Below are 26,132 nucleotides of genomic sequence, written 5' to 3'. Positions count from 1 at the left end.
TGCAGTGGGTTTCTTTTTTGATGTATGATAGTAAAAAATAGTAAAGAAAGAGGGTAACTTTTTGTTTAAATCGAAACTGCATTTTTGGACATTAGAACTATTAATGATTGCTTTACTGATTTACATTTGTAAACATATTTCGTTTGTTTTTCTACCAATCGGTGTGTTTATCTCCACTTTGTTTTTTCCTATTCTTGTAGCTGGTTTTCTTTTCTTTTTATTCGAACCAATTGTGTCATTTCTCACAAGAAAAAAAGTGCCAAAAACACTGGCCATTTTACTATTATACGTTGTTTTTATCGGCGTAATTGCTTCTATTGTGGGCGGTGTGGGACCTACCTTATCTAAACAATTAACTGATTTGGCTAAGAATATTCCGTCTTACATTGTAGAAACGAGAGAGTACATAAATGATTTATCTAACTCAAGATGGTTTAACTGGCTGGTTGAACAAAAATATGTGTCGCTCGATCATATTGAAGAGTCACTTTTAAACTACGCGTCTACTTTACCTACGAATCTCACAAACAGTATTTCATCTGTTTTAAGCGTCGTAACAAATATTACTCTTACGGTTGTAACCGTTCCTTTCATTCTTTTTTATATGCTCAAAGACAGCCATAAACTTCGTAAAAATACGCTGCGTATGGTTCCTGCTTCTTATCGAAAAGAAACGTTACGTACAATGAAAGAAACAACAAATACGCTAGCTACTTATATTCAAGGCCAAATGCTCGTTTGTTTGTTTGTCGGTATTAGTACATTCATTGGTTACCTCATCATCGGGTTGCCTTATGCATTAATACTCGCACTAATAGGAGCCCTTACTAATATTATCCCGTACGTCGGCCCTTTTATTGGCGTAGCACCCGCTTTAATCGTAGGCTTATTATACTCTCCTACAAAAGCGATATTAGTAATTATCGTCGTCGTAATCGTTCAACAGCTCGATGGGAACATTATTTCTCCGCTGGTAATTGGAAAGAAATTAAACACTCATCCTTTAACGATTATTATTTTATTGCTTGTTGCGGGTAATATTGCAGGAATACTCGGAATGATCTTAGCGATTCCGGCTTATGCTGTAACAAAAACAATTGTGATAAATATTGTAAGAATGATTCAATTCAGAAACAAATCTATCAAGTTATAAAATGCAAAGGCAATACAATAAAAGGACCTTCTCTTGAAGGTCCTTTTATTATTCCATAGGTTCAGCATTCACACACCATAAGATGATTTCCATCTGGATCTTTAAATATAAACCAGTGATCGTGTTCAATTCCTGTCGTTAGCTCTACTTTTTTCTGTTTCATATACTCATAAGCTTCTTTGATATCGTTTGTATTCAAATGAAAAGCCGGTGTTTTAAAAAGCGTATTTTTTGAATAAGTTTTGCTATCTAATACAATTCCTGTTCCATTCATAGGTATCACATATAAATGATCATATAAAATGTCTCCATCTACCGGCAAACCTAGCACGTCACAATACCAGTCTCGTGCTTTTTGTATATCTTCTACAGGAATAAAAATCGTGCCTACTTCATTTAATATAGGGTTCATTCATGACCTCCAGGGTATGTTTAGTAGTTTTAGAAAGTATTCTCTTTTAACCGCTGATATCCTTTTATTTTAAATTGCTTGCTATTCATCCAGTAAACTCCGCAGCAGAATTAGCAGTCTTGCGAACAGAGTTACCCTCCTTACATAAGCTACGCAGCAAATGTATATACTTCATGACCAAATTTAGATTACGAAAAAAGAAAATAAGAAAATCCCCCCCTTCGCCCCCTTTGCACGTGTATAATGAAAAATAGACTATAGATAGTAGCCGTCTTTTGTTTGTGGCATCGAACTTTCGTGCATTACAATAGATTTAAAGCTACTATCCAACTAAGGATTAAAATGACTAACTTAAGATTAAGGAGGTTAGATGTGTATGGATTATTCATCTTTACTCATACGCGAAGTCATTGATAGAGTATCTAAATTACGCCTCTTATCCGTTTATAACGAAAGTATAAAAGGTGATTTAGAGAGCACCATCCTCCCTCTTTATCAGCAGCACTTTGAAAATAAAGATGTAAACGAAGCGTTGAGGATTTTAAAAAAAGACTTTCTCAATCGTACGAAACGCAGATGGTTAGATGCTGCTATACGCGACTATGAGCAAAAAAAGCCCAAGAAGAATAAAGAGCTGATTGGGGAATACAGAGCGCTAACAGCTTATTATAAAACAAACGGAAAAGAACTCTTTTGCAAACAGTTTGAAAACATACCGTCTCCGGAAGAAGTCATTAATAAACGAATTGATATCCTACGTGAATGGAGTCAAGAAGATAGCTTCTTCTTAACTGATTATCCTTATATTCATCAAAAAACCAAAACGCAGCGAGAAAAAGCAATTCATACGGATATATCTATTATTATTGGGCTGACTATACTGGACCCTAGCTTCCAAAACGGAAACCATAGTATTATTGAAAGCCCTTTTTCAACTGTAGAGAACCCTTTTTTCTCTAACTCAAGAGCAAAGCTTCTCGTCGAGCAACCCCTATTAGAGAAAGAAGGAAAAGAATATTTCTTAAGTACTTATAACTCTGAAGACGGGACAGATTACGAATTGTTAATAGAAAAAGAATACGCTGAAGAAAATGGAAATAAAATTAGTGATTTAGATCGGTTTGATTATAAAGTGTTTTTAGAGATCATGAGCCAACGCGACGAGTTGTTCGCTACACAAAAAATCATTAATGTAAAGATTGGTGACCTTGTGAAAGCACTTTATAAAACAGACAGTAAGCGCAATTACCAGATGATAGAAGAAAGAATTACAAAAATGAAGCACTACAGCATGTCAAAAGTACAGCATAATAAGACAATTGCCTATGGTATTTTTGACTTTGTGGATATTACTACGATGCCAAACGGAACGCGAATTGCTGAAATTCACGTCAATGAAGTGATATATAGAGACTATATTCAACGCCAAACGGTGCGTATTTACAAAAATAAAGTAGAAAAATTAAGTTTAGACGCCGCTTACCATTTGCTATTCGTTATGCAAAAAGAGCGTCTCATTTGCTATGAAACAAAATCTTCATACAATGTCACAAGAGATTATTTATATTTTTCGACAAGAGTCCGCTTTCGAAAGAGACGTAAAAAAGAAAACCTTGTCGAAATTGAAACAGCCTTAGATGAGCTAGTCGAACAAAAACTAGCTGTCCAATCTTATAAAAGAGTGGGCCAAGTGTTTCAGATCACCTTTATTCCTGTGGGAGAAAGTGAAGTAAAAGACTTATTAGCCGGTGATTACGAATATGCTCCCCTTTCTATCTATCAAAACGTAACAAGCTCTATAGGCTAAAAAAAGAATGCTCTTATGATCTTTATAAGAGCATTCTTTTTATCTGCCTACCATTAGTTACTGCATTTTTTGCTCCACATTTCCGTGCAAAAGTGTTTTTTTGCTCCAATTCTCCATATAAACATACTATTTCCCCTGCTGATATAGTTATTAAACTTCACCTTCCCTATCATTTTGTGAACTTTTTGTGTCTAAAAGAAGTGTTATAGCTAATTTTTGCTCCAGGTTCCCGTGCAAAAGTGTCGTTTTTCTTTCTATACTGCATTTACTATAAGTTTGGCTCCAATCTTCCGTGCAAATATGCCACTTTTACATAATTTTTCTTGAGACAGCGACTTTCCCCCTTCGTTTTCTGCATTTTTTGCTCCAAATCTCCGTGCAAAAGTGTTTTTTGCTCTAGATTTCCGTGCAAACATGCCACTTTTTTAAAAAAGCGCGATTTTTTCTGCAAATGTTCATTTATTCTTTGTAAAAATGTGAACTTTCTGTGTCTAAAAAAGGGCATTTTTTTGTTTTATGTCCCTATTTTCCGTGCAAATGTGTCACTTTGTTGCCCAAATCTTTATTTTTATCATTTTTGCTCCTATTCTCCGTGCAAATATGTCATTTTTACATCAAATTTTTTTTTGAATTTGTCACATTACGTGTATTTCATCCGTCATAATACGACATTTGTCTTAAGAATGCTGTTTTATCAACGTTTATGAAATGTAACGCTATTTTTGCTCCACATCTCCGTGCAAATATGTCACCTTGTAAATAGATGTCTCGTCCCTTGGTATCACTAGTCTTTTAAAAAAATGCACCATTTTTCCGTGCAAATATGTCATTTTACAGCCTATATGACTGTGTCTATACTGTAAAAGATGACGTATATAGTTTTGGAAAGGAGGTAACTACATGAGTATACAAAAGCTGGCACTAAAACGGCACACTCTGATAGCAAACAAGCTGCTGATTGTCATGAGTGGTTTAAATAGAGAGACGAAACGAGACAACGGCTATTACTATGAAAAACATTCATTTGGTCTAGCAAAAAACTTTGTAAACATAAAGTGGACGGGTTCTCTGATGAAGCAAATTTTAGCTTACGTAGCCAAATGTAACAGCCAAGGTCATATTTCAATTATTTCTGAGCAAGAACTGGCTAATACAATCCAATGTTCCGTTCGGACCGTTCAAAATAATAATAAGCTTTTAGAAGACTATGACATCATTCGCTGGGATCGTTTATGGGGAGACTATATTCAAGTTTCTTTAAACAACTATTTAGAGGATTTTTTAGATTTACATATAAAAGAAGCTGCTGATGCTCAAAACATATCATATACTCCGGAAATGCTTGATAAAGATCACAATACATATACTTCAAAAGGTGGTTACACTTCTGTTTCAATGGAAGTGATTTATCAATTGCTGGCTATCAAAAATATTAACATGCTGCGCCTGGCTTTACGTGCTTTGTATGTATACGAATCTGATGTAAACGTAAAGAAAGATTCAGAAGCCCTTTTATCTTACACCGAGGTAAAACACATTCTTCCGAAATACATTGGCTATAAAGCTGCTATTAAAGAAATGGCTAGTAAATTAAGTAAAATTTTCCGTATCGATGTACTAGAAAAAGATGATTGTGTCAAAACATTATTAGAAGAAAAGCAGCCAAGAAAATCGATTATTGAAAAAATCAAGGATGGTTTTATTTTAAGTTTCAATTTAACTGGTGCTCATGATAGTAAAAAACAAAAAGAAATCGAAAAAATCCGTGGAGAGCATGCATTTGCTCAGTTTAAGAATTTCTTTAAATCTTTTGGCCATTATTCTATTAAAAAAGAAGATATTCATTCCATTGTGCATGAGTTCGGTTTAGATATAATCGAAAAATCATTAACGTCCGTTCAGCGTTACCTACAACAAACTTACATAGAAGAAAGTATGGATGCATTTCGCCCTCTTGTGCATGAAATGGAGTCAAACTTCTTTACGTATATCCGCAAAATTGCCAACGGGTATTATCAGGCAAAAATTAACGCTCTATAATACTCTTTTTTGTTATGCCTTTTTTTCCTCATCTCTACTCTATTTCCCTCCTACTCTTCTTTTCTCTTTAACTTACTAAAACATATTTGTCTCTCAGCTATAATAAATCTCTTTAAATGATAATGATTTTCGTTTTCATGAAAAAAATCAACTAAATGAACAAAAAATACAATAAATAAACGTTATTTTCCGATCGACTGCGTAGAAAATATAGCTGTTATAAAAAAATCCTATATTTTTTCGTGAAAATTCTTGTAGTAATCTGCAGTTTTTTTGATTGCTTCATTCCCTATAACCTCAGTCAGCAGAAGGCTTTTGTCCATATAAGTTTTAGCAATGTTTATAATTTCTTTAATTTCTTTTTAATCTCTTATAAATGTATAGTAATTTCTATAAAATAATGAGCAGCAAATAAATAACATTTTTTATACATAGAGACATTAAGCTCATATACAAATTGTAATCATAAATTGCTTTAGTTTAATGATCATCAAATATAAAAACAGGATTTACAGCTTTTTTCTCTTCAAATAAAAAACACACAAAATTTGGAGATTTGTTTTGTGTGTTTTTTACTCATTCAAGCTATATAGGTTAAGAGCTTTTACATATTTTAAGGCAAGTCATTTAATTAGTTGGAGTTTAAATGATTTCTATCTACGGCTGCCGGTGGTGTTTCCATCCAGCCGTTTTCCATCATAATATCCGCTGCATCTTTTACAAACCTCGAGATATTTGTCATTGATTTTCCATATTCGATTTGTTTTTAGGTCGGTCTTTTCTATTTTATCTATTCTTACACTTTTGATTTAACATTATTAGGTGAGAAATGCAGGTTTTCAGTATTTCAATCTATAGTCGGACCTATTCGCTGTTTGTTTCCGTGCTTAACCTGTACGTTGACCTTCACGTTTATTGAGTCTTTTGTTAGAGGAATGGCCCCGTTGCTTTGAACAGCTTTCCATTTACGCAGTTCTTTTTTGTAAAGAACATGAGAAAGCCTGTAAACATCGCTGTTTATACTTAAGCCTTGCGCGTATGTTTCAATAATTTGTTTCTTAATTTTCTGTTCAGCTTCTTTTTTTATAGTTGATAGTTTTTCGTGCTGCGGCATAACTAAAATCGTTGCTTTTGCCCGAACTTTTATATTAAAGGTTAGATTACTACCTTTTAGAACAGGTTCGATCTTTACTTTTTTCTTGTCTACCACAAGATCAATATCGGAATGATCAGGTAGCCTTACCCGTAAACCAGCTCGTACAAATTCATCAGTTATCCATCTAAGCCCTTTGATTTTACTTTCAGAAAAAACTCCTTTTAATTCAGATGATGTAATAGCCACTGCTCCGTTTACTTGAATAGCTGTTTCACTTTTTTGATCCGTTGTTAAATGTTCTTTAGTCTGAACTAAAGGGATGTTTACTTCGTGACTTGGTTCATTAAGATGGATAATGAGCTCTCTTAAATCAACTGGTGGAATAAAGGAGTTTTGCTTGAAAATCACTTTAGGATCGCTCAAGCGAGAAAGAGCATTCGATACTTCGAACATCGGCGTAGCTAACAGCGTTTTTTTCAAAGGGCTTTTCGTAGCATACATCCAAATGTTATATCTCGTTTCCCGATAACGATCTAAAAAGTCCACCGCAGATTTGACAGCACCATGCTTTAACGCATCGTCCGTTAGAACAAGGAAAGCTAAGTGCCCAAAAAAGATTCTGCGCTGAGAAATTTGATAATATCTAAAAATAGCTTCATCAATGGTTTTTCCTGTTGCGTAGCCAACTTCTACTTTGACTTGACCCGCGCCAGCACCGCTTGCCTCAGATTTTGCCAATAAACTTAAATTGATTGTCTGCAGGTAAAGAACGTAACGATTATCTTTAAAATCTACCCCCATTCCCTGTGCGTATACCATTTGTTCCGGTTCATTCGTATCCCAGCACCCCGAAAGAAACAATAAAAAAGAGCTCATAGCAAGTATAAGTAAGTTCCTTATGGTCCTTTTCACTAACTTCCTCCTTCTTCGCGGGTGGAATCGTTTGGGTTAAGCATACTAGCTCTCGTTGCTTTTTTACTTTCGGGCAGGCGGAAGAGAGATTTTAAAATATTTTTCGCATCTAATCGGGTTGCTAATTCGAAATATGGCACACCAAACGTTCGAATGTTTGTAATATAGATCATGACTAAAAAGATGGAAATAAAAAAGCCAAAAAAACCTAAAATGCTAACACAGATAATACTAAAAAAGCGGATCAGTGAAATTGTTCCTATAAGGGACTGATTTGCTAGCGTAAAGGTAGCAATCGTAGAGCCTGCAATGACAACCAGCATGGCAGGACTTGTTAAACCGGCTCTAATGGCTGCATCACCGATAATAAGCCCTCCGATTACACTGAGTGTCTGCCCGACAGAAGTCGGGAGTCTAAACCCTGCCTCTCGAAACAATTCAAATAAAAGGAGCATTAATATTGCTTCAAGAGAGGTAGGAAACGGGACACCTCTTCTTGCTTCAACAATCGTAGCTAATAAGCTGAGAGGAAGCTGATTTTGATGAAAAGCCGTCATTGCAACCCAAAAACCGGGCAAAAAAGCAGCGATAGAAAGCCCGAAGATTCGAAGAATACGCTCAAAAGAGCTGTATAAATATGTATTTTCTTTATCCTCAGATCCTTTTAATAAGTAAAAAAGGTTAATAGGTGTAACATACGCATATGAAGTGCCATCAATTAATATAATGAACCGGCCATTTAACAGAGATTGAACCGCAAAATCAGGCCTCCCTGTATAAGCGTGGCGAGGAAAAAAGCTATACGGATTTTTATTAATGAGCTCTTCTAGCTGTGTTCCGCTGAAAATACCGTCGATATCGATATTCCCTAACTTCTCCATAATTTCGTCAAGTATCTTCTTGTCAGCTACGTCTTCCATGTATAAAATGCTTACTTTTGTTTTTGTTCGTTTTCCAATTTCTAAAGATTTTGTTAACAAGGAAACCGATTTAAGACGCTTACGAATTAAAGCAATATTCACAGGTAAGTCTTCAATAAAATTATCTCTAGGACCCAATATGGTTACTTCATTTTTCGTTTCTTCTGGACTTCTTTGAGGACGGTCAGAAATATCGATAGACACAACAGCGTTCGGTAATCCAAAATCAATGAATAATTTCCCAGAAAAAATTTCCGAAACTGCCTGTTCTTCATTTTGAACGATAGAAACTGAGGGAAGGTTTAATAATTTTATGATCTGGTCTCCTTCTACTTCCCCCTCTAGCTTAGCGCAGCATTCCTCTAATCTTTTAGGGATCATTCCATATAGCATTTCCGTACTCACTAAACCGGTACAATAAATCATAAGCACTCGTTTGTTATAAAAATAAACGGTCTCGAAGTTAATATCGCCGCATTTTCCAAATAAATCTCTTAACGTACGCTCATTGATGATCTGAGAACGAGAAGAACTTTCTTTTAAAAGACTTTCGCTCTCTTGTTTTTTAGAGCTGTAGTCTTTTTGCTTCTTAAAAAATTCCACTTTTATCCCTCCTTGTTTTATGAGAAATTAGAAAGACTATGACTACTAAGAAAAGAGAAAAAGCAACAAACAGCCAGAAAGTAGCCGGTATGATTGTAAAAAATAAAAGATTTGAAAAAGTAAAGTCTGTTATAGGAGCCAGCGTGCATACAGTGATAACCACTAAAATGAGTAAAAGAAACCTTTTGTGGCCTTTTTGAAATGGAACTAATTCTTTCATAATAAAAAGAAAGGTCGAAATGCGGATGAAGGTACCCGACAGCCACTGATAAATAGATAAAAAGTCGATATGCTCTATAAACTTTCCAAGTGATGCAATTCCCCATTCTTCATAGGGAGGGAAACGTTGCTTAGAGGCTTCTACAGGACCAAATTCAGTAATTGCCCCAATAAGAGGCCCAATTGTAAGGCCCGTTAAGAGAATTCCTGCCACCGCTAAATGCTTATAGCGTATAGGCTGCGGTACTTTGTGCTGCAAGAAAAGCAGCAGCAGCAGCTCTACCATCCCTGATCCTTGAAATACAATACTTTTAATAACCGGAAAATAGCCATTTTCTAAAACAGGCTGCAATAAAGAATAATCTTTAAATTGAAAGTTTGTAAAAGAAACAAAAAAACCTAATAGTACAATAAAAAATAAAAGAAACACGTTTACAATACTAATCGTTCTCATGCTCGTAGCGGCAAGTAAGCAACAGGTAAAACCAAATAGTAAAACGAGTATAATTAAAGGTGTTCGCTGAAGAAAAATAATATTGATCCACGTAATCGTCTCTCGTAAGGTGGCAATTTCCATAATGGTCAAATAAGCGATTATAAGAAAAATAACAACGTTGGTAAATGACTTATTCATATGTTTTTTCATCCATTGAAAAAGATGTTCGCCGTTTGTTTTTTTATTTACATATACAAGTAAAGGAACCCATATGAGTGTTAAAAGACAAGTAAGAAGAACGGTGATCCAAGCATCGCGCCCTGCCGTTTTAATTAATGGAGATATAAGCATCACATGAGTTTTTAAGCCAATAAACGTCATCGAAAGAAGGATCAGCTGAAAAACAGAAATTGAGTCTGACTTATTCATGGTAACCACTCCTTCTCTCCGGTAAATTTACTACTGGTAGCTTATCCTAAATTTCTCATAATATAATGGAGAATCATTATTCACAAAATAAAAAAGAGCTGTTTTATACGTCAAATTTCTCACGTATAAAACAGCTCGGTCTGTTATTTACTTATTTTCACGAAGTCCTATTCTCTGCCCATTATTAAGCGCGTTCAATTACTAGTTAGCTGGACTTCTTTCTTATCTTCATTTTCTTCTATTCCCGCTTCTTCTATATTCACAAAAGGTTGCTCAGCAACGGTCACTAGGTCGCCGCCACAAACGTGACGAACAACGGTTACGAGCTCTGGAAAATCGGGAAATTTTCCGTATAACGTTTTTAAAGGAAGTGCGCCTTTGCATATCTTACTGTTATGTGGTTCATACCCTTTGAGCGTGTCAAGCAATAATTGTTCTCCATTTTCAGTCAGTTTGATATAGGTGTTTCTTTTATCATTTTCTCTTTTGGATAGATACAGATACCCTTGATTTTCTAATTTTTTCGAAAAATTAAATGCTGTAGAGATATGCATAGCTCCTAAGTTAGCTAACTCTGACATAGAGATTTCTCCCGTGCTGCTAGCCAAACATAAAATATGATGCTCATTTACATTCAGACCATAAGGCTTCACCCATTGCTCCCAATCATCTTCTGCAGCTCGCCAGATGGCTTTACTTACCTGCATTAATTTAAATCCAAACAATGATGCATCTTTTATTGTGTATTCATTTTCTTGTTTCGACATACTATCATTCCTTATTTGTAGGCTATTGTAAGTTAGTTTATTTTTAAAGCGTGTAAAAACATTTTTATTTCATCTAATTTATCAGTATACCTACAAAATCAGACGAAAAAATACACGTGCAGTTTAATTTCTCAGCTTTATTCCACAATATCTCTGCAATTTTGAAGAAACGTCTACCAACTAAAAAGAGTTGCTTACCTTATTTTTATTTAAAAAAGTAATACATGTCTTTTTAATTACTAATAGGTGATGCAGATTCTAAGTGAGCAAATGCTTGTTCTAAGTCTGCAATTAAATCTTCCGTATCTTCAATTCCTACAGATATGCGAACCAGTCCTTCGGATATTCCAAGAGCTTTACGTTCTTCAAGCGTACATTCTACGTGACTAGTCGTTCTTGCCGGACCGTAAATCGTTTCAACTGCTCCTAAATTACCGGCTTTATTTGCATACGTTAACTTTGGCAGCAAAATTTTAATAGCTTCCATTTCTCCTTTTAACACAAAGCTTAATATTCCGCCAAAGCCTTTCATTTGTTTTTTGGCAATATGATGATGAGGGTGTGTTTCCAATCCAGGATAATAGACGGCTTCAACAGCTTCTTTCTTTTGAAGAAATTTAGCAATTTCCAAAGCACTTCGTTCTTGTTGACGTATACGCAGCTTTAACGTCTTCATTCCTCTTAAAATAAGATACGCTGACATAGGGTCCATGGTCGCGCCATTGATCTCACGGTAGTGATACACATGCTGCATTAATTCTTTAGAGCCGCATACTACTCCGCCTAAAGCATCGGCGTGTCCGCTTAAAAATTTTGTGGCGCTGTGAATGACAAGATCTACTCCTAATTGAAGAGGGTTTTGGTTAATTGGTGTCGCAAACGTATTATCAATAATGACCACTGCCCCTACCGATTTTCCTGCTTTCGCTATTCTTTCAATATCAATAATTTTCATCGTAGGATTTGTAGGAGATTCTAAATACAGCACTTTACATCCTTTATTTACTTCCGCTTCAATTTCTTCATGATTCCCCGTATTACATAAGGTTACATCCACTCCAATGTTAGGAAGAAACTCAGTGAAGATTTTGTTTGTTCCCCCATATGTATCTTTTACCGATACGACTCGGTCTCCGGGTTTTAAAAACGTGTATAATGTGCTGCTAATAGCCGCCATGCCGGAGGAAAATGCGACCGACTCTTCTGCTTCTTCAAGTATCCTTACTTTTTCTTCAAAAGCTTTAACCGTAGGATTACTCATGCGATTATACGTATAGCCTGGTTTGTTTCCTAACGCAACTTCTTGCCATTCGTCTACATCATCATAATTGTAAGCTACGCTGAAGACGACGGGAACTTGAGTGGCATTGTAAGCAAGCGATTCTTTTTCTCCTGCCCATACCGCTTTTGTGCCGTCTTGTACATTTCTAAACTGTTTGTCTGTCATTCACTCATCACCTCTGGTTTTGTTAATTAGATATTGATTAAATTATATATTGTATACAATATACTGTATATAGTACAGAATAATCTGATAATAAAATATGCGTACATTCTTCATTAAATTTAAAAAAGATCGAGATATAACGAAATCAATTCAATCTAACGACGAACAAATAGGATACATGAGCTGAACGCTCGTGACAGGTCAGTTGGTTCCGTGCAAGACTTCGCTTTCCGCAGGCGGCCGCTGAGCCTTCTCGTCGCATACGCTCCTGTGGAGTCTCAACTGTTCCGCTTTTCCCGCAGGAGTTTTCGTCTTGCCCTCCAATCAACTGCTAGAAGGGTCTAAACAAATCGAACGTACGTTCACCCTAAAAAAAAAACGAACCACTAATCGAAAATCTTGATCAATGGTTCATTTTTTACTTCGTCTAAATTTAAAACAGCTAAAAACTCTCAGCTTATAAATTGAATTTTTTTAGTCTGTTATAAAATGTACTTCTTGGTATATCTAACAGCTTAGCAGCAAGCGACACATTTCCCTGGGTTTTACGTAAAGCATCCATCATCAAGTCTTTTTGAACTTTTTCACGAAATGTGAGTGCGGATAGGGACGTAAAATCGTTTTCTTCTATTTCTTGTGAAGTATCAGAGTGAGAGATGTTCCTCTGACCACCAACAAGGTTTAAAGAACTCAAATAACTCAATATTGTCTCTTTTTCTGAGTCCGTGTTTAGCGAAATCTTCAAGCGCTCAAGTACATTAAATAATTCTCGAATGTTTCCCGGCCACTGGTAATCTATCAATTTATCTACTAGTTCCTTGGGGAAATTCATATTCCAATCATTCGTTTGACAAAAGTACCGCATAAGATGTGGAATATCTTCTTTTCTTTCCCGTAAAGGCGGAACATACACGGGATACACGTGAAGCCGGTAATATAAATCTTCTCGAAACTTCCCTTCACTGACAAGCTGACGAAGATCTCGATGAGTAGCGGTAATAATCCGGATGTCTACCGGAATTTCCTGATTGCTTCCCACAGGCGTGACCTTGCGCTCTTGCAATACTCTTAGTAAAGAAATCTGCATAGAATGAGGAAGCTCACCTATTTCATCAAGAAAAATCGTACCGTGATTAGCCTGCTCAAACTTTCCTTGGTATCCTTGACGCCGTGCTCCTGTAAAGGCTCCTTCTGCATAGCCAAATAATTCACTTTCCATAAGTTCCTTCGGAATGGCACCACAATTAAGAGCAATAAAAGGCCCGTTTTTACGCGAGCTGTTTTCATGAATCGTTCTCGCCACTACTTCTTTTCCAGTACCTGTTTCCCCTAAAATATAGACTGTTGTATCCGTAGGAGCCGCCTGCTTTATTTCTTCTAATGTTCGCTGAAAGGATCGGCTTATGCCTGCTTCTCCTTTAAAACAAAATGATTGAGCAGAGATCTGTTTAGTTGTTTGGTTATGAGTCGTTTCTTCTGATAAGTAAACAATCTTTCCAATAGAATGACCGTGTCTTTTTGAAATGACAGGCACTTCCATTACTATACGAAATCCCTGTTTTACAATCGTATTCAACTGCAAGCCTGACCATTTTGGTATACATTCCCGAACGGTTTTACTTGCTCCTACAATCACTTCTTTGTAATTGCAAAGCAGCAAGAGCTGTTTGCTATCAATGAAATTCATAGAAGCATGAACCAACTCAATTTCGTCTTTGTGCATTCGAATGCTTAATTCCCGTTCGATTGTATACGCGATGGATGTAACCATTCCAAGCATATAAGGATGAGCTCTGTTTACAGGACAGGAAATATTAATAATCCCAATTAAATTTCCGTCGTCATTTCGAACAGGTGCTGCCGAACAGCTCCATTGATGCGAAGCAATCGAATAATGTTCTGTACCCGTTATCATAATGGGCTCTTCCGTTTGCAGAGCCGTACCGATTGCATTTGTGCCTACTTCTTTTTCTGTCCAACAAGCACCTTCCACAAAATTAATTTTTCTTGCTTCATTCAGTGTAAGTCTATTTCCTGTAATAGATAAAATATAGCCTTCTGGGTCAATTAATAGAGCAACCATTCCTAAATCCGCCGCTGATTGTCTTATTCTTTCTAAGTGCGGCAACGCCGTTTCAAGAAATAAAGAATTCATTTGTTTTCGAGAATGAAAATCTTCGTTTTTTAAAATCGATCTGCCTTTATCTAGGTAAGGATTAACATCTGCGCTTTTACAACGATGCCATGATTTCACAATAATGTCGTTTAACCTTGGGGATTCAAGTGCCCCTTCGTTCACAAAACGTTTCCATGTGTTTAAAGAAAGTGTGGATTCCATTTCTTACCTCTCCCCTATAAACTTAATTGAATATAGTAAATCAAGGCTTGTTACTATTATTATAAATCACAAAGAAAACGTTATCATTATCAAAGATAGATTCTTAAACTTACATTATGTAAAAATTAATAGAAAAACTAGACGAGGATGCAGGAAAATCCCTCTCCCTCTTTCATGATTCCTTCATCCTCTAGTTTACCTTTTTGAATCATTCATTTTTACTTTTCATTCTTAAAGAGCTTAATAACTTGAGCACTTGTATAATCATGAGTGAACGGCCTGACCCGTTGACTGCAAAAGAGCTTCATGAATCGCTTCGGATAATGTAGGATGAGCAGCGATAAAGTCTTCCATTACATCCGTGGTCAACTCCCCGTGCAGCATGATGGTTCCTTGTCCAATTAATTCTGTAGCATGTGCACCTACAATGGAAAGTCCAATAATTTCATTAAACTGCGGTTCTACGATTACCTTCACTTTTCCAACCGGATTATTTGCAATCATCGCTTTGCCGTTTGCCGTAAACGAGAATTCTCCCACGCGAATATCGCCGTATTCGCTTCGAGCCTGCTTTTCTGTCATACCGACACTTGCAATTTCAGGGTGAGTATAAATGCAGCGTGGTACAGCTCGATAATTTACGCTCTTATCTTTTCCGCATGCGTGCAAAGCAGCAACTGTGCCTTCATGAAAGGCGACATGAGCAAGCTGAATTCCGCCAACTACATCTCCACAAGCATAGATGTTAGGTACATTCGTTTGCATATGCTCATTAACATCAATTCCTTGTTTTGAAAAATGTACGCCAACCTGTTCCAAACCCAAACCTAGCACTCTAGGTTTTCTTCCAATTGAAATTAATGCATACTCAGCTTGCAGTTCATGCAGCTCTTCTTTATGTTTAAATAGAGCTTTTTTGTTTTCAGGCTGCATTTCTGTTAGCAAAGCGGATGTATAAATCGCTACGCCTTTTTTCTCTAACTCTTCCTGTAACGTAAATGCGATATCGGCATCTTCACCAGGAAGCAGCTGGTCTGCTGCTTCCACAATCGTTACTTTTGCACCCATTTGACTGTAAATGCTTGCAAATTCACACCCAATTACCCCTCCTCCTACTATTAAAAGAGATGAAGGGATAGCAGGCAGCGACATTGCTTGTCCACTGTGAATGATCCACTTTCCATCAAACGGAGCAAATGGCAGGCTAGCAGGTTCTGAACCCGCAGCAATAATAAACTGTTCAGCCTCTACCTCTTCTACTTGATTTTCATTTCGCACGGCTAGACGATGATTTGTCAAAAAGGAAGCTTCTCCTTTCATGACTTTAATACTGTTCTTTCTCATCAAATAGCCAATTCCCTGCACTAGTTTTTTAACAATAGCTGTTTTATGATGCTGAACGCCATCCCAGTTAATTTTCACTTGTTCTAAAGGAAGAGTGATGCCGAATTGCTCAGCTTGCTTGATTTTCTCGTAGGCTTCCGCGCTTGCTAATAATGACTTTGTTGGCATACAGCCCTCATTTAAACATGTTCCACCTAAATCTTTTTGTTCGATTAACGTAACTTGTTTTCCTTGCCGGGCGGCAGTGATTGCCGCCACATATCCTGCAGGACCGCCGCCAATGACAACTAAAGGTTTCACGGAATGCACCACCTTTCTATAAGAGTAGTAAAATAGGTTGCTCTAAGTATTGTTTAATAGTTCCAAGGAAATTAGCTGCAGGTGCCCCGTCCAGTACCCGATGATCAAACGTCAGGCTTAAAGGCAGCAAGCTTCTTCTTTGTAATTCGTCTCCTTGATACATTGGTACATCTTCAGTAGCTCCAACACCAAGAATTCCTGTTTCAGGCGGATTTAATACAGGTGTAAAATACTCTACTCCGTAAGTACCCAGATTAGTAATAGTGAATGTAGAACCTTGCATTCTATCAGTGCTCAGCTGACCTTGCCGAGCATCCCCTGCTCGTGTTTTAATCTCTGCAGCTAATTCAACTAACGACATCTTTTCAGCATGCTGCATAACAGGAACAACTAATCCATTTTCTAAAGCCACGGCCATTCCAAGATGAACATGGTTATAGAGATGAATTTCGTTATCGATATAGGCACTGTTCATTTGCTTGTGTTCTTGAAGTGAAAGAACACAAGCACGAGCAATAAAATCGGTTAGAGAGATTTTCACCTTATGGCGTTGCTGGGTCACTTCTTTAATTTCTTGTTGAAGAGACAGCAAGTCCGTCACGTCGGCTCTCATATTAATCGTTAATTGAGCACTGTTTAATAAGCTATTATGCATTCGACTTGCAATGACTTTCCTCATGCCCGCTACTGGAAGCGTTTCTTTGTTTATAGCGGGGTTATCTCTTTCTGCCGGTGGGTGACTCGCTTCTGCAGCTCTTTCCGCCAGCACTTTCTCTACATCCGCTTTTGTGATTCTTCCTTTAGGTCCCGTGCCTTTAATCGTCTCAATATCAATGTTTTCAGATTCGGCTATTTTCCGTGCAATTGGTGAAATGCGCACAGTTTCTTTGCTCTTCTTTGACGAAGCTGCGTTTGCTGGTGGCTCTTCTAAAGAAATAGTAGCCGCTACCTCGTTTTTGGGAGCCTGAAGCTCATTTGCTGAACGGTTCTGCTCAGTAAGCTGCTCGTTTGGATTTCCAACATAACAGATAATCGTTCCAGGAGGCACACCTACATCTTCTTGTACAAGGATATCAAGAATCACACCGTCCTGCGGAGCTTCAATTTCCATTTCTATTTTTTCAGAATTAATGCTTGCAATCATATCTCCTTTTGAAACGGAGTCTCCAACTTTTTTATTCCATGTCGAAACGGTTCCTTCTTTCATTGCCATACCTAGTTTTGGCATTACAACCTCTGCAGCCATTTGCTTCCTCCTCCTTTCTCTTTAATTACACGCTTAGAAGCGATTTATCTCCTAGCAACTCCGATACAACTTCAATTACTTTTTGCGGTGTTGGCAGATAAATATCTTCTAATGGAGGTGAAAATGGTACAGGTGTATGTGGTGCTGTAATTCGTTTAATAGGTGCATCAAGCATGTCAAATCCTTTATCGGCAACTAGCGCAGCAATATCTGTTGCTATGCTGCATCTTGGATTGGCTTCGTCAATGACAATTAAGCGATTTGTTTTTTCTACAGATGAAAGAATGGTCTCTTCGTCAAAAGGTGATAAACTTCGCGGATCGACTACTTCTACGTCAATTCCTTTGTGAGATAATTGCTCAGCTGCCGTAAGCGCAGTATTTACTTGTTTTCCAATCGCTACAATGGTTAAATCCGTTCCTTCGCGTTTTACATCCGCTTTTCCTAACGGAATCGTATAGTAGCCTTCAGGAACCTCTCCTTTCATGTTGTACAATGTTTTGTCTTCAAAAAAGATAACCGGATCATTGTCTTCAATTGCTGCTAACAATAATCCTTTGGCATCGTAAGGGGTAGAAGGCACCACTACTTTAATGCCAGGAATGCTAGTGAACAAAGCATACAAGCTCTGAGAATGCTGAGCTGCAGCCCTAAACCCTGCTCCATGAGTCGTTCGAATCGTCACGGGCACTTCAGCTTTTCCTCCAAACATATATCTAAATTTTGCGCCTTGATTCAGCACTTGATCTAAACAACAGCCAATAAAGTCATTAAACATTAATTCTGCAACCGGTCTTAACCCTGTCGCTGCCGCTCCCATTGCAGCTCCTATATAAGCTGCTTCTGAAATAGGCGTATCAAGAATTCGTTCACGTCCAAATTCTTGTACAAGCCCCTTTGTCACTCCAAGGACCCCGCCCCAAGCCTCATCATCTTGCAGGTGGTCAATTTCCGCTCCACCAGCTACATCTTCTCCCAGCAGAATCACATTCTCATCTTTTCGCATCGCTAGTTTCATTGCTTCATTGATAGCTTCAGACATACTTAATTTTCTAGTCATCTTCTTTTCCCCCTTTAATTAGTAGGATACATAAACATCTGTTAATAGTTCGGAAGCATCAGGATAATCGCTTGTTTCTGCTAGCTCAACTGCGCGTTTTACTGCTTTTTCTACATCACCATCAATATCTCTAAGCTCTTTTTCAGTTACTACTTGTTCTGAAAGCAAGTAATTTTCAAAAAGAGCGATCGCATCTTTTTCCTGAAGATGTTCTTTCTTTTCACTTCCTGATTTATACGTTTGTGCGTCGCCTTCGAAATGCCCGTAATTTCGATACGTTACACATTCAATTAACGTTGGGCCTTCCCCTCTGCGCGCTCGTTGAATCGCTTCTGCAGCTGCTTCATAAACAGCCATCACGTCTTTTCCATCCACTCGTACCCCAGGAATGTTGTAAGATGCGGCACGGTCTGCAATCGTGCTGCAGCTTGAAGCATAAGAAAATGGAGTTGCCTCTCCGTAGCCATTATTCTCAGCAACAAAAACAACAGGTAGTTTCCAAATCGCTGCTAAGTTAATTCCTTCATGAAAAGTTCCTTCATTGCCCGCTCCGTCTCCAAAAAAGCAAACGCTTACATCTTTTGTTTTTTTATACTTAGCAGTTAAAGCAGAACCGCATGCAAGCGGAAATCCTCCTCCTACAATTCCATTTGCTCCTAAAATTCCTTTATCTAAATCCGCGATATGCATAGATCCACCTTTTCCTTTGCCTAACCCGGTTACCTTCCCAAATAGTTCAGCCATCATGCCATCTAAATCGCCGCCTTTAGCAATACAATGACCGTGTCCCCGATGAGTGCTCGTAATACTGTCACTGTCATTAAGATGAGCGCACATTCCAACCGCTACCGCTTCTTCACCTGCATACAGATGAACAAAACCAGGCAGTACACCTTTTGCGAAAATTTGATGTACTTCATCTTCAAACTTTCGAATTTCTACCATTTTCTGATACATCCAGCTGGCTTTTTCTCTCGTAAGCTTTTCTGTTTTATTTTGAGCAGTTTTCATTATGGTAAGCCTCCTCATTTGATTATCAAACTTCACTTAACTACTGTTGCAAGTACCGTGCCAACATTAAAATCGCTTTATACTAGCAATCTATTGTTTTATTTCGCCTTTTGAAATTAGACAAAATTGGACACTGTTCCAACTTTGTCTAACTTTGTCCAATCTTAGAGGAATCAATTATGTAAACTGAATTTAAGGTGCATAATAAGCGTGTGGGTTGAAAATCACATTGAATAATTAACAAGAAAGCTTTTATGTAAATATGATATAATGCTGAAGGAATCGTCTTCATTTTAAAGAACACCAAAACTTTTAAAGGAGGTTGGTTAAAGTAAAACGGATTTTATAGAAGTTTTACCGTAAAGTTGGATGTAAATTAAACGATGAAAGATGAGGTGAAAACCTGGACAACATCCAAAGTTCTCGTCACTAGATGCCATATCGCCAGGTTACTGTTATGCACAATGCAATTCAACACATTACAAGTTTTCATGTATACGCAGCCATTATTATATTTATCATTACATATTTTTTGATTATGACCGAAAAGATCAATCGCGCTTCAGCAGCTCTTTTAGGTGCTATATTGATGATTCTGTTAGGTATTGTTGACTTTAATAAGGCCATTATGGAGCACATTCAATGGGAAACGATTGTCCTTCTTATGGGTATGATGATTTTAGTCGGCATCACAAACAAAACAGGCGTGTTTCAATACGCAGCCATCAAGTCGGCGAAAATTGCTAAAGGTGATCCAGTTAGAATTCTAGTTATTTTATCGATTTTAACAGGTGTCGGATCCGCTTTTTTAGACAATGTAACAACGGTGTTGTTAATTGTTCCGGTTACATTTTCAATCACTACTATCTTAAATATTAACCCTTTTCCATTTCTTATTTCAGAAGTGCTGTTTTCAAATATTGGAGGAACAGCAACTTTAATAGGAGATCCACCGAATATCATGATTGGGGCAGCGAATCCTCATCTTGATTTTAACGCTTTTTTATTAAATTTAGCTCCTGCAGTACTAATTATCGGTGTTGTTACACTAGGAATTCTTGTTCTTATTTATCGTAAAAAATTAAAAGTAGAAGATAGTAAAAAACAAGAGCTAATGAGTTTAAATGAAAAAGATTATATTCAAGATTCCGCTTTAATGAAAAAATCGTTAACGGTATTAGTATTAACGATTCTAGGTTTTACCCTGCACTCCGTTTTACATATCGATGCGGCTATGGTAGCCATTACGGGTGCAGCTGTGTTATTGGTAATTGGATTACGAACTCATGATGAAGTAGAAAGTGCATTTGATTCTGTTGAATGGACAACGATTATTTTCTTTGCTGGTTTATTTATTCTTGTCGGAGGATTAATCGATGTAGGCATTATTAAAAAGCTGGCTGCCGGCGCGTTGAACGTTACAGACGGCAATATTGCACTGTCAGCTTATCTGATTTTGTGGATTAGCGGAATTGCATCAGCTGTTATTGACAACATTCCTTTTGTTGCTACAATGATTCCGCTTATTCAAGATATGGCTCACGGAATGGGAATGAGCCCTGATTCTGCTCAAATCAGTGTACTATGGTGGTCACTGGCTCTAGGAGCATGTTTGGGAGGAAACGGTACGTTAATTGGAGCATCTGCCAACGTCATTGTAGCTGGCATGGCTGTAAAAAAAGGACATAAATTTTCATTTATGGATTTCTTAAAAATTGGAGCTCCAATCACACTCGTATCTCTTTTGATTTCAACGTTATATATCTTCCTTCGCTATCTTTTATTTCTGTAAGGGAGAGAAATTAAAATCTACACGAACAGTAAAAAAGACTTCTCAGCTGAGAAGTCTTTTTTGCTCTAGATATATGCGCTCAGGCAGCCCAGATGAAGTTGATAATAAAAGCGGCGCTAATGATGTACATAATCCAGTGGATTTCTTTCGCCTTGCCGACTAACAATTTAACGAACGTATAAGATAAAAACCCTAGCGCTAAGCCTTCGCCGATACTAAACGTTAACGGCATCAAAATAATGGTGCAAAAAGCAGGTACAGCATCTGTTATTTCGTCGAGAGGAATGTTTTTAATTTCTGTTAACATGAGAGCTCCAACCATAATTAAAATAGGCGCTGTAGCAAAAGCAGGAATAATGCTGATCAATGGAGTGAACAAAATACTGACTAAAAACAGCATGGCAACAACCAGTGCTTTAAGACCCGTTTTGCCTCCTTCTGCAATTCCCGCCGCGTTTTCTACATACGCGTTCATTGCGGTAGATCCCATAGCAGCACTGGCTACAGTCGCAAGAGAATCTGCCATAAGCGCTTTATCTAACCCTTTAATTTCTCCTTTTTCATCCATTAGTCCAGCTTTTTTAGATAATCCAATCATCGATCCTAAATTATCAAATAGCTCCACAAGCGTAAATGAAAAAATAATAGAGAAAAGACCGTAATGGAGAGCAGATTTAATATCCATTTGTAAAAAAGTTTCTGACATGCTTGGCACTGAAAACGAAACAACGCTGCTGATGCTTTTAGGTGCTTCTACTATGCCCAGCACCATCCCTGCAATTGATACTAGTAAAATACTAATCAAAGCAGCTCCTTTAATTTTTCGAGCAGTTAATACAGTTACCGCGATAAAACCTAATAAAGCAAGTAATGGGCCCGGTTTTGTCAGTTGTCCAAGCGCTACTAAATTTTCTTTGTTGCTTACAATAATTCCAGCTTGCTTAAAACCGATAAAAGCAATAAATAGACCGATTCCAACGGAAATAGCACTTTTTAAAATAGCGGGTATCCCTTCAATAATCTTCTTGCGTAAGCCTGTTATGGTTAAAATAAAAAATACAACCCCTGAAATAAATACGGCTCCTAAACCTGTTTGCCACGTTAACCCTTCACCCAATACCACTGTATACGTAAAAAAAGCGTTTAGCCCCATTCCCGGTGCAACTGCAATAGGCATGTTCGCCCACAATGCAAACAAAAGAGTTGCAAAAACAGTGGCAAAAATTGTTGCCGCAATTGCCGCTTCTTTTGGAATGCCTGCATCTGCTAAAATCGTCGGATTAACAAAGATAATATAGCTCATCGTCACAAAAGTCGTAATTCCCGCAAGAATTTCTGTTTTTACATCTGTTTTACGTTCTGTTAAATGAAACAGCTTATCTACCCATGAAGGATTAGGTGCTGATTTTTTTGTTAGTTCCATATGCTGAGTTTCCATTTTTTCATTCATCGCCACTTGCTTTTCACTCCTTTAATGATCGATTGGATTTTTTTAACTAGTTTTTACAGCCGCTTTATCAACAAGTGTATATTCAGTCATTTCCCCACTCCTTTTTTATGAAAATATGTATAAAAAGAGCCGTGAAAACAGAAGGAAACCCTTCTATCTTCACGGCTCTTTGCTTCTGTAAACAGAAGATAAGCATCCGTCTTTTACGTTTTTTGCAAAACAAACGATTTCATCGAACGTTTTGCCATTTATATATAGAAGTTATTTAAAGCAAATAACCGTACAAGAATTCTCAGTAGCAGGATCATAATCTCTAAATAAAGAAGTGACCTGGATATCGAATAATAGCTCCACTTTTTGCTTTAGCATTTTTTTATATTTAGTCGACAAAGCCGCATCAAGAGACATCACTAATTCTCTGTATTCTTCACTGAGGGCGTCTAGCGCTGGCATTCTTTTTGATTGAGCTAGTATCAGAATTTTATTATCAATAATATCTATTTTTTGAGTATTCACGCCTACATTAAAAATTTCTTGGCTAATTTGAGTATACAAAGTAGCTATCTTCTTTTTAGAGATCGGCTCCATATGCTTCACCTTTTTCATTGTTAAAAATGTAGTTTTATTATGTTGTTTTCACTTGATTAGCGTCTTTTGACCAGTTGCCGATAAATTCAGGCTCATTATAGTCAAAGAAATTGGTTAAATTCTCATGGCGGTTATCAATAAAAAGCTGATTGGCGACTTCTGATACGAGCTTTGGTATCGCATATTTCAGCCCTGAAAGAGCGGAAGCAGAAATTCCACAGCTAATTAAAGCAGAATAATTAAAAGCAAAAAGGCCATATACCATTTTTTGACCTTCCCCATTGCGATTTGAAAAAGCAAAGCCATTACTAAGGTAAGGGTGGGCATCCAATACTGGATTGGCAATTTCATGCGGTGCTTTGTAATGATCGCTCCAGCGGGCGATGTGTTTTTCAACAAGGCGTAATTCTGGACGAAGAGCCGGATCTGTTAGAAGGCCTGTGCTAATAATTAAATAGTCAAATGTAAAGACTCCCTGAGGAGTTGTTACAACTGCTTTGTTCTGTTTTTCTTCGACATCGAGCCACGGTGCATGTACGTGCAAATGAAAACCTGGCCATGAGGAAGCGCGTCCAAATGTATCATTCGTAGGCGGCTGATTGTATTCGAAAAAATGAGCCATTACTTCATATTTTTCAGCATCTGACAAAGCATGAAAACGCTCAATCATTCCTGAAGCTTCCATTTGTCTGATTGGATTAATACGCGGAAGTTCTTTTCGGCGAACAAATACATGAGCTTCAGCAACTCCTTCGGAAAGCGCATAGTTGGCGTTATCAAACGCCGAAGCTCCTCCTCCTAAAACAGCTACTTTTTTGTTCTTTAACGTAGTAAAATCAATCGTTTGTGAAGTATGAGAATAAAGATGAGGCGGCAACTTTTCAGAAATCATAGGCGGGACGTGCCACTCTCCTCCTCCTTGAATTCCTGTAGCTAGTATAACTTTACGTGCCATCAGTGTAGGACACGAAGCTCCATTCCCTTCAATATGCAAGCGATGAATACCTGTTTCTCCCGGCTCAATTAACGTTAATTTTATTTCATTTGCCACAGGGAGGTTAAGAATGCTCCGATACCAGCGTAAATAATTCATCCAGTCTCCTCTTGGAATTTTGTCAAGAGCTTCCCATCCTCCTGAGCCAAATTGTGCTTCCCACCACGCTTGAAACGTCAGTGAAGGAATTCCTAAATCGATAGATGTTAAGTTTTTTGGTGTTCTCAGCGTAATCATTCGCGCATACGTTTCCCACGGCCCTTCTAAACCCGAACGGTTTTCATCAATAACAAGAATATTCGACACGCGTTCTCGCAGCAAACCAAACGCCGTTCCTAAACCGCTTTGACCTCCTCCAATAATGATTACATCGTATACGCGTCCGCTCTTAGGGATGATTGGCCTTGCTTCTGTTGGTTTCCTGAAAGAAAGGTAAGACAGATCGGTTTCTACTCTTTTATTTAAAGCTTCTAAGCTCATTGTTATCTCTCCTTTCAATAAAGTTTATTTTAAACCTTACACAAAATGATAGGTTTTATAACATCGTTTAATGTATATTTATATTATCACTTTTGGAATATGATTGTATCTCCATTCTCTCTAAAGTTTTTTTTGCAAATTGTATAAAATCACTAATATAATTTTTTTATATCTTATGTATGAAAGCATATTTACATCGTTTAAAAGGAAAAAACCATTACAAAGTTTAAGGAAGAAAGCTTTTCTGACATAAATTTTAAGGTAAACATGTGCGAGTTTGTGACAGTTATTTGTTAATTACGCTCTACTACTTGACTATCGTATTCATCAAATCTATAGTCATAATTAGTAACTCAGCAAAGGGAGTCAACGTATGAGAAATTTATTTAAAATAACAGCTATATTTACAACGATTGTTATGTTTATTTTAATGATTGCCGGCAGTCTGGTCACAACCACAGGATCTGGATTAGGATGTGGAAATGAGTGGCCACTGTGCAACGGGCAGTTAATACCCGAATACGCGGTAGCAACAATGATTGAATATACGCATCGTTTGATTACCGCATTTGCAGGTCTTCTTGTTTTAGCATTTTCTATTTGGGCTTGGATTCGTTATCGCAGAAACCGTGAAGTGAAAATTTTAGCGATTATGAGTATTGCATTTATCGTTATCGAGTCATTGCTCGGGGCTTCTGCCGTTATCTGGCCTCAGTCAGCTGAGGCGCTAGCACTGCATTTCGGTCTTTCGCTTATTGCGTTTACCGGTGTATTTTTACTTTCCATCTTTGTTATTCAAAAGGACCGTTCGGACCATTTTATTAAAGGAGCGGTTACAGGCAAATTTAGATGGCTCGCATGGTTTACGCTCATATTTACCTACTGCGATATTTATTTAGGTGCATATGTACGTCACAAAGGTGCAAGCTTAGCATGTACAAGCTTTCCTGCTTGTTATGGCAACACTCTTATTCCAAAGCTATCAGGAACAACAGGCATTCACTTTGCCCACCGATTTGCTGCTCTTGTGCTGTTTGTTCTTATCATTTGGATTATGGTATCTGCTATCAAACAGTATAAAGAAACTCGCCGTGATATTTACTACGCGTCCATCATTGCAGTTGCTTTAACCTTTGCTCAAATATTTAGCGGTATCTTTGTTGTCATGTCTCGTTTAAATGTCTTTGCTACACTGTCTCACTCGGCATTTATTACAGCGTTATTCGCTACGCTTAGCTACATTTGTGTACAAACTTTAAAAGGTAAAAGACGATAAAACAAAAAACAC

21 protein-coding genes are annotated in these 26,132 nt (G+C 37.4%); 5 read left to right on the top strand and 16 right to left on the bottom strand.

The annotated features are described in order from the left end of the window. Positions 1–61: 61 nt before the first annotated feature. Positions 62–1,153, top strand: a complete 1,092-nt coding sequence (locus CEQ83_RS09300; protein WP_025751972.1) for an AI-2E family transporter — start codon at positions 62–64, stop codon at positions 1,151–1,153. Positions 1,154–1,214: 61 nt separating this feature from the next. Here the strand turns inward: CEQ83_RS09300 and CEQ83_RS09295 are convergent, their stop codons facing one another. Next, complete coding sequence (locus tag CEQ83_RS09295; protein WP_154991442.1) at positions 1,215–1,565, bottom strand: VOC family protein; 351 nt, start codon at positions 1,563–1,565, stop codon at positions 1,215–1,217. Positions 1,566–1,941: 376 nt separating this feature from the next. Here CEQ83_RS09295 and CEQ83_RS09290 point away from each other — a divergent pair, with 376 nt between their 5' ends. Continuing rightward, the gene (locus tag CEQ83_RS09290) at positions 1,942–3,372 is read left to right on the top strand and encodes a hypothetical protein (protein WP_028413700.1); all 1,431 of its coding nucleotides are present in this window, start codon (positions 1,942–1,944) and stop codon (positions 3,370–3,372) included. A 900-nt stretch (positions 3,373–4,272) separates the two neighbouring features. After that, entirely contained in the window at positions 4,273–5,412 is a 1,140-nt protein-coding gene (locus tag CEQ83_RS09285; RefSeq protein WP_098626751.1) for a hypothetical protein, read from the top strand. A gap of 631 nt (positions 5,413–6,043) precedes the next feature. On the opposite strand, the gene CEQ83_RS27785 is transcribed toward CEQ83_RS09285, so the two are convergent. From CEQ83_RS27785 to CEQ83_RS09235, 12 genes are all read right to left on the bottom strand, one after another. Further along, positions 6,044–6,172, bottom strand: a complete 129-nt coding sequence (locus tag CEQ83_RS27785) for a DUF3231 family protein (RefSeq protein WP_323874009.1) — start codon at positions 6,170–6,172, stop codon at positions 6,044–6,046. An 87-nt stretch (positions 6,173–6,259) separates the two neighbouring features. Next, positions 6,260–7,420, bottom strand: a complete 1,161-nt coding sequence (locus tag CEQ83_RS09280; protein WP_228123047.1) for a Ger(x)C family spore germination protein — start codon at positions 7,418–7,420, stop codon at positions 6,260–6,262. Then, entirely contained in the window at positions 7,420–8,943 is a 1,524-nt protein-coding gene (locus tag CEQ83_RS09275; RefSeq protein ID WP_154991443.1) for a spore germination protein, read from the bottom strand. The genes CEQ83_RS09280 and CEQ83_RS09275 overlap by 1 nt, the downstream gene beginning before the upstream one ends. Continuing rightward, positions 8,930–10,027 (bottom strand): GerAB/ArcD/ProY family transporter, encoded by a 1,098-nt coding sequence (locus tag CEQ83_RS09270; RefSeq protein WP_228123046.1) that lies wholly within the window; start codon positions 10,025–10,027, stop codon positions 8,930–8,932. Before CEQ83_RS09270 ends, CEQ83_RS09275 begins: the two co-directional genes overlap by 14 nt. Before the next feature lie 194 nt (positions 10,028–10,221). Beyond that, positions 10,222–10,794, bottom strand: a complete 573-nt coding sequence (locus CEQ83_RS09265; RefSeq protein WP_154991445.1) for an HTH-type transcriptional regulator Hpr — start codon at positions 10,792–10,794, stop codon at positions 10,222–10,224. Positions 10,795–11,026: 232 nt separating this feature from the next. Beyond that, on the bottom strand, positions 11,027–12,241 hold the full coding sequence (locus CEQ83_RS09260; protein WP_063247235.1) for a cystathionine gamma-synthase family protein: 1,215 nt from the start codon (positions 12,239–12,241) through the stop codon (positions 11,027–11,029). 145 nt (positions 12,242–12,386) lie between these two features. Beyond that, a complete protein-coding gene (locus tag CEQ83_RS27010; RefSeq protein ID WP_194273215.1) occupies positions 12,387–12,569 on the bottom strand; it encodes a hypothetical protein in 183 nt (60 codons plus the stop codon). 129 nt (positions 12,570–12,698) lie between these two features. Then, positions 12,699–14,579, bottom strand: a complete 1,881-nt coding sequence (locus tag CEQ83_RS09255; RefSeq protein WP_155017203.1) for a sigma-54-dependent Fis family transcriptional regulator — start codon at positions 14,577–14,579, stop codon at positions 12,699–12,701. Positions 14,580–14,843: 264 nt separating this feature from the next. Then, positions 14,844–16,223 carry a dihydrolipoyl dehydrogenase gene (lpdA, locus tag CEQ83_RS09250; RefSeq protein WP_155017202.1) on the bottom strand — a complete coding sequence of 460 codons (1,380 nt, stop codon included), beginning with the start codon at positions 16,221–16,223 and terminating at the stop codon, positions 14,844–14,846. Positions 16,224–16,239: 16 nt separating this feature from the next. Beyond that, positions 16,240–17,469, bottom strand: coding sequence for a dihydrolipoamide acetyltransferase family protein (locus CEQ83_RS09245; RefSeq protein WP_155017201.1), 1,230 nt, complete (start codon positions 17,467–17,469; stop codon positions 16,240–16,242). 25 nt (positions 17,470–17,494) lie between these two features. Further along, entirely contained in the window at positions 17,495–18,529 is a 1,035-nt protein-coding gene (locus CEQ83_RS09240; RefSeq protein ID WP_042992173.1) for an alpha-ketoacid dehydrogenase subunit beta, read from the bottom strand. A gap of 18 nt (positions 18,530–18,547) precedes the next feature. Then, positions 18,548–19,540 carry a thiamine pyrophosphate-dependent dehydrogenase E1 component subunit alpha gene (locus CEQ83_RS09235; protein WP_155017200.1) on the bottom strand — a complete coding sequence of 331 codons (993 nt, stop codon included), beginning with the start codon at positions 19,538–19,540 and terminating at the stop codon, positions 18,548–18,550. A 457-nt stretch (positions 19,541–19,997) separates the two neighbouring features. On the opposite strand from CEQ83_RS09235, the gene CEQ83_RS09230 reads away from it, so the two are divergent. Further along, positions 19,998–21,332: an ArsB/NhaD family transporter gene (locus CEQ83_RS09230; protein ID WP_014460545.1), complete on the top strand. Its 1,335-nt coding sequence runs from the start codon at positions 19,998–20,000 to the stop codon at positions 21,330–21,332. Positions 21,333–21,411: 79 nt separating this feature from the next. On the opposite strand, the gene CEQ83_RS09225 is transcribed toward CEQ83_RS09230, so the two are convergent. From CEQ83_RS09225 to CEQ83_RS09215, 3 genes are all read right to left on the bottom strand, one after another. Then, the gene (locus CEQ83_RS09225; RefSeq protein WP_155017199.1) at positions 21,412–22,788 is read right to left on the bottom strand and encodes an NCS2 family permease; all 1,377 of its coding nucleotides are present in this window, start codon (positions 22,786–22,788) and stop codon (positions 21,412–21,414) included. Positions 22,789–23,043: 255 nt separating this feature from the next. Further along, positions 23,044–23,370, bottom strand: a complete 327-nt coding sequence (locus CEQ83_RS09220; RefSeq protein ID WP_155017198.1) for a Na-translocating system protein MpsC family protein — start codon at positions 23,368–23,370, stop codon at positions 23,044–23,046. A gap of 37 nt (positions 23,371–23,407) precedes the next feature. Beyond that, complete coding sequence (locus CEQ83_RS09215; RefSeq protein ID WP_155017197.1) at positions 23,408–24,844, bottom strand: NAD(P)-binding domain-containing protein; 1,437 nt, start codon at positions 24,842–24,844, stop codon at positions 23,408–23,410. A gap of 373 nt (positions 24,845–25,217) precedes the next feature. Between CEQ83_RS09215 and CEQ83_RS09210 the strand changes: the two genes are divergently transcribed. Next, a complete protein-coding gene (locus CEQ83_RS09210; protein ID WP_014460550.1) occupies positions 25,218–26,120 on the top strand; it encodes a COX15/CtaA family protein in 903 nt (300 codons plus the stop codon). Positions 26,121–26,132 lie beyond the last annotated feature (12 nt).

Origin of the sequence: Priestia megaterium, from assembly GCF_009497655.1 — a bacterium.
Lineage (GTDB): Bacteria > Bacillota > Bacilli > Bacillales > Bacillaceae_H > Priestia > Priestia zanthoxyli.
This window is presented reverse-complemented; position numbering and strand designations above follow the sequence as displayed.

Excerpts from the sequence above, each read along its gene's own strand:
- CEQ83_RS09295 (WP_154991442.1), bottom strand. The coding sequence starts at position 1,565 with ATGAACCCTATATTAAATGAAGTAGGCACGATTTTTATTCCTGTAGAA.
- CEQ83_RS09290 (WP_028413700.1), top strand. The coding sequence starts at position 1,942 with ATGGATTATTCATCTTTACTCATACGCGAAGTCATTGATAGAGTATCT.
- CEQ83_RS09285 (WP_098626751.1), top strand. The coding sequence starts at position 4,273 with ATGAGTATACAAAAGCTGGCACTAAAACGGCACACTCTGATAGCAAAC.
- CEQ83_RS09270 (WP_228123046.1), bottom strand. The coding sequence starts at position 10,027 with ATGAATAAGTCAGACTCAATTTCTGTTTTTCAGCTGATCCTTCTTTCG.
- CEQ83_RS09265 (WP_154991445.1), bottom strand. The coding sequence starts at position 10,794 with ATGTCGAAACAAGAAAATGAATACACAATAAAAGATGCATCATTGTTT.
- CEQ83_RS09260 (WP_063247235.1), bottom strand. The coding sequence starts at position 12,241 with ATGACAGACAAACAGTTTAGAAATGTACAAGACGGCACAAAAGCGGTA.
- CEQ83_RS09255 (WP_155017203.1), bottom strand. The coding sequence starts at position 14,579 with ATGGAATCCACACTTTCTTTAAACACATGGAAACGTTTTGTGAACGAA.
- CEQ83_RS09245 (WP_155017201.1), bottom strand. The coding sequence starts at position 17,469 with ATGGCTGCAGAGGTTGTAATGCCAAAACTAGGTATGGCAATGAAAGAA.
- CEQ83_RS09240 (WP_042992173.1), bottom strand. The coding sequence starts at position 18,529 with ATGACTAGAAAATTAAGTATGTCTGAAGCTATCAATGAAGCAATGAAA.
- CEQ83_RS09235 (WP_155017200.1), bottom strand. The coding sequence starts at position 19,540 with ATGAAAACTGCTCAAAATAAAACAGAAAAGCTTACGAGAGAAAAAGCC.
- CEQ83_RS09230 (WP_014460545.1), top strand. The coding sequence starts at position 19,998 with ATGCACAATGCAATTCAACACATTACAAGTTTTCATGTATACGCAGCC.
- CEQ83_RS09220 (WP_155017198.1), bottom strand. The coding sequence starts at position 23,370 with ATGGAGCCGATCTCTAAAAAGAAGATAGCTACTTTGTATACTCAAATT.
- CEQ83_RS09215 (WP_155017197.1), bottom strand. The coding sequence starts at position 24,844 with ATGAGCTTAGAAGCTTTAAATAAAAGAGTAGAAACCGATCTGTCTTAC.
- CEQ83_RS09210 (WP_014460550.1), top strand. The coding sequence starts at position 25,218 with ATGAGAAATTTATTTAAAATAACAGCTATATTTACAACGATTGTTATG.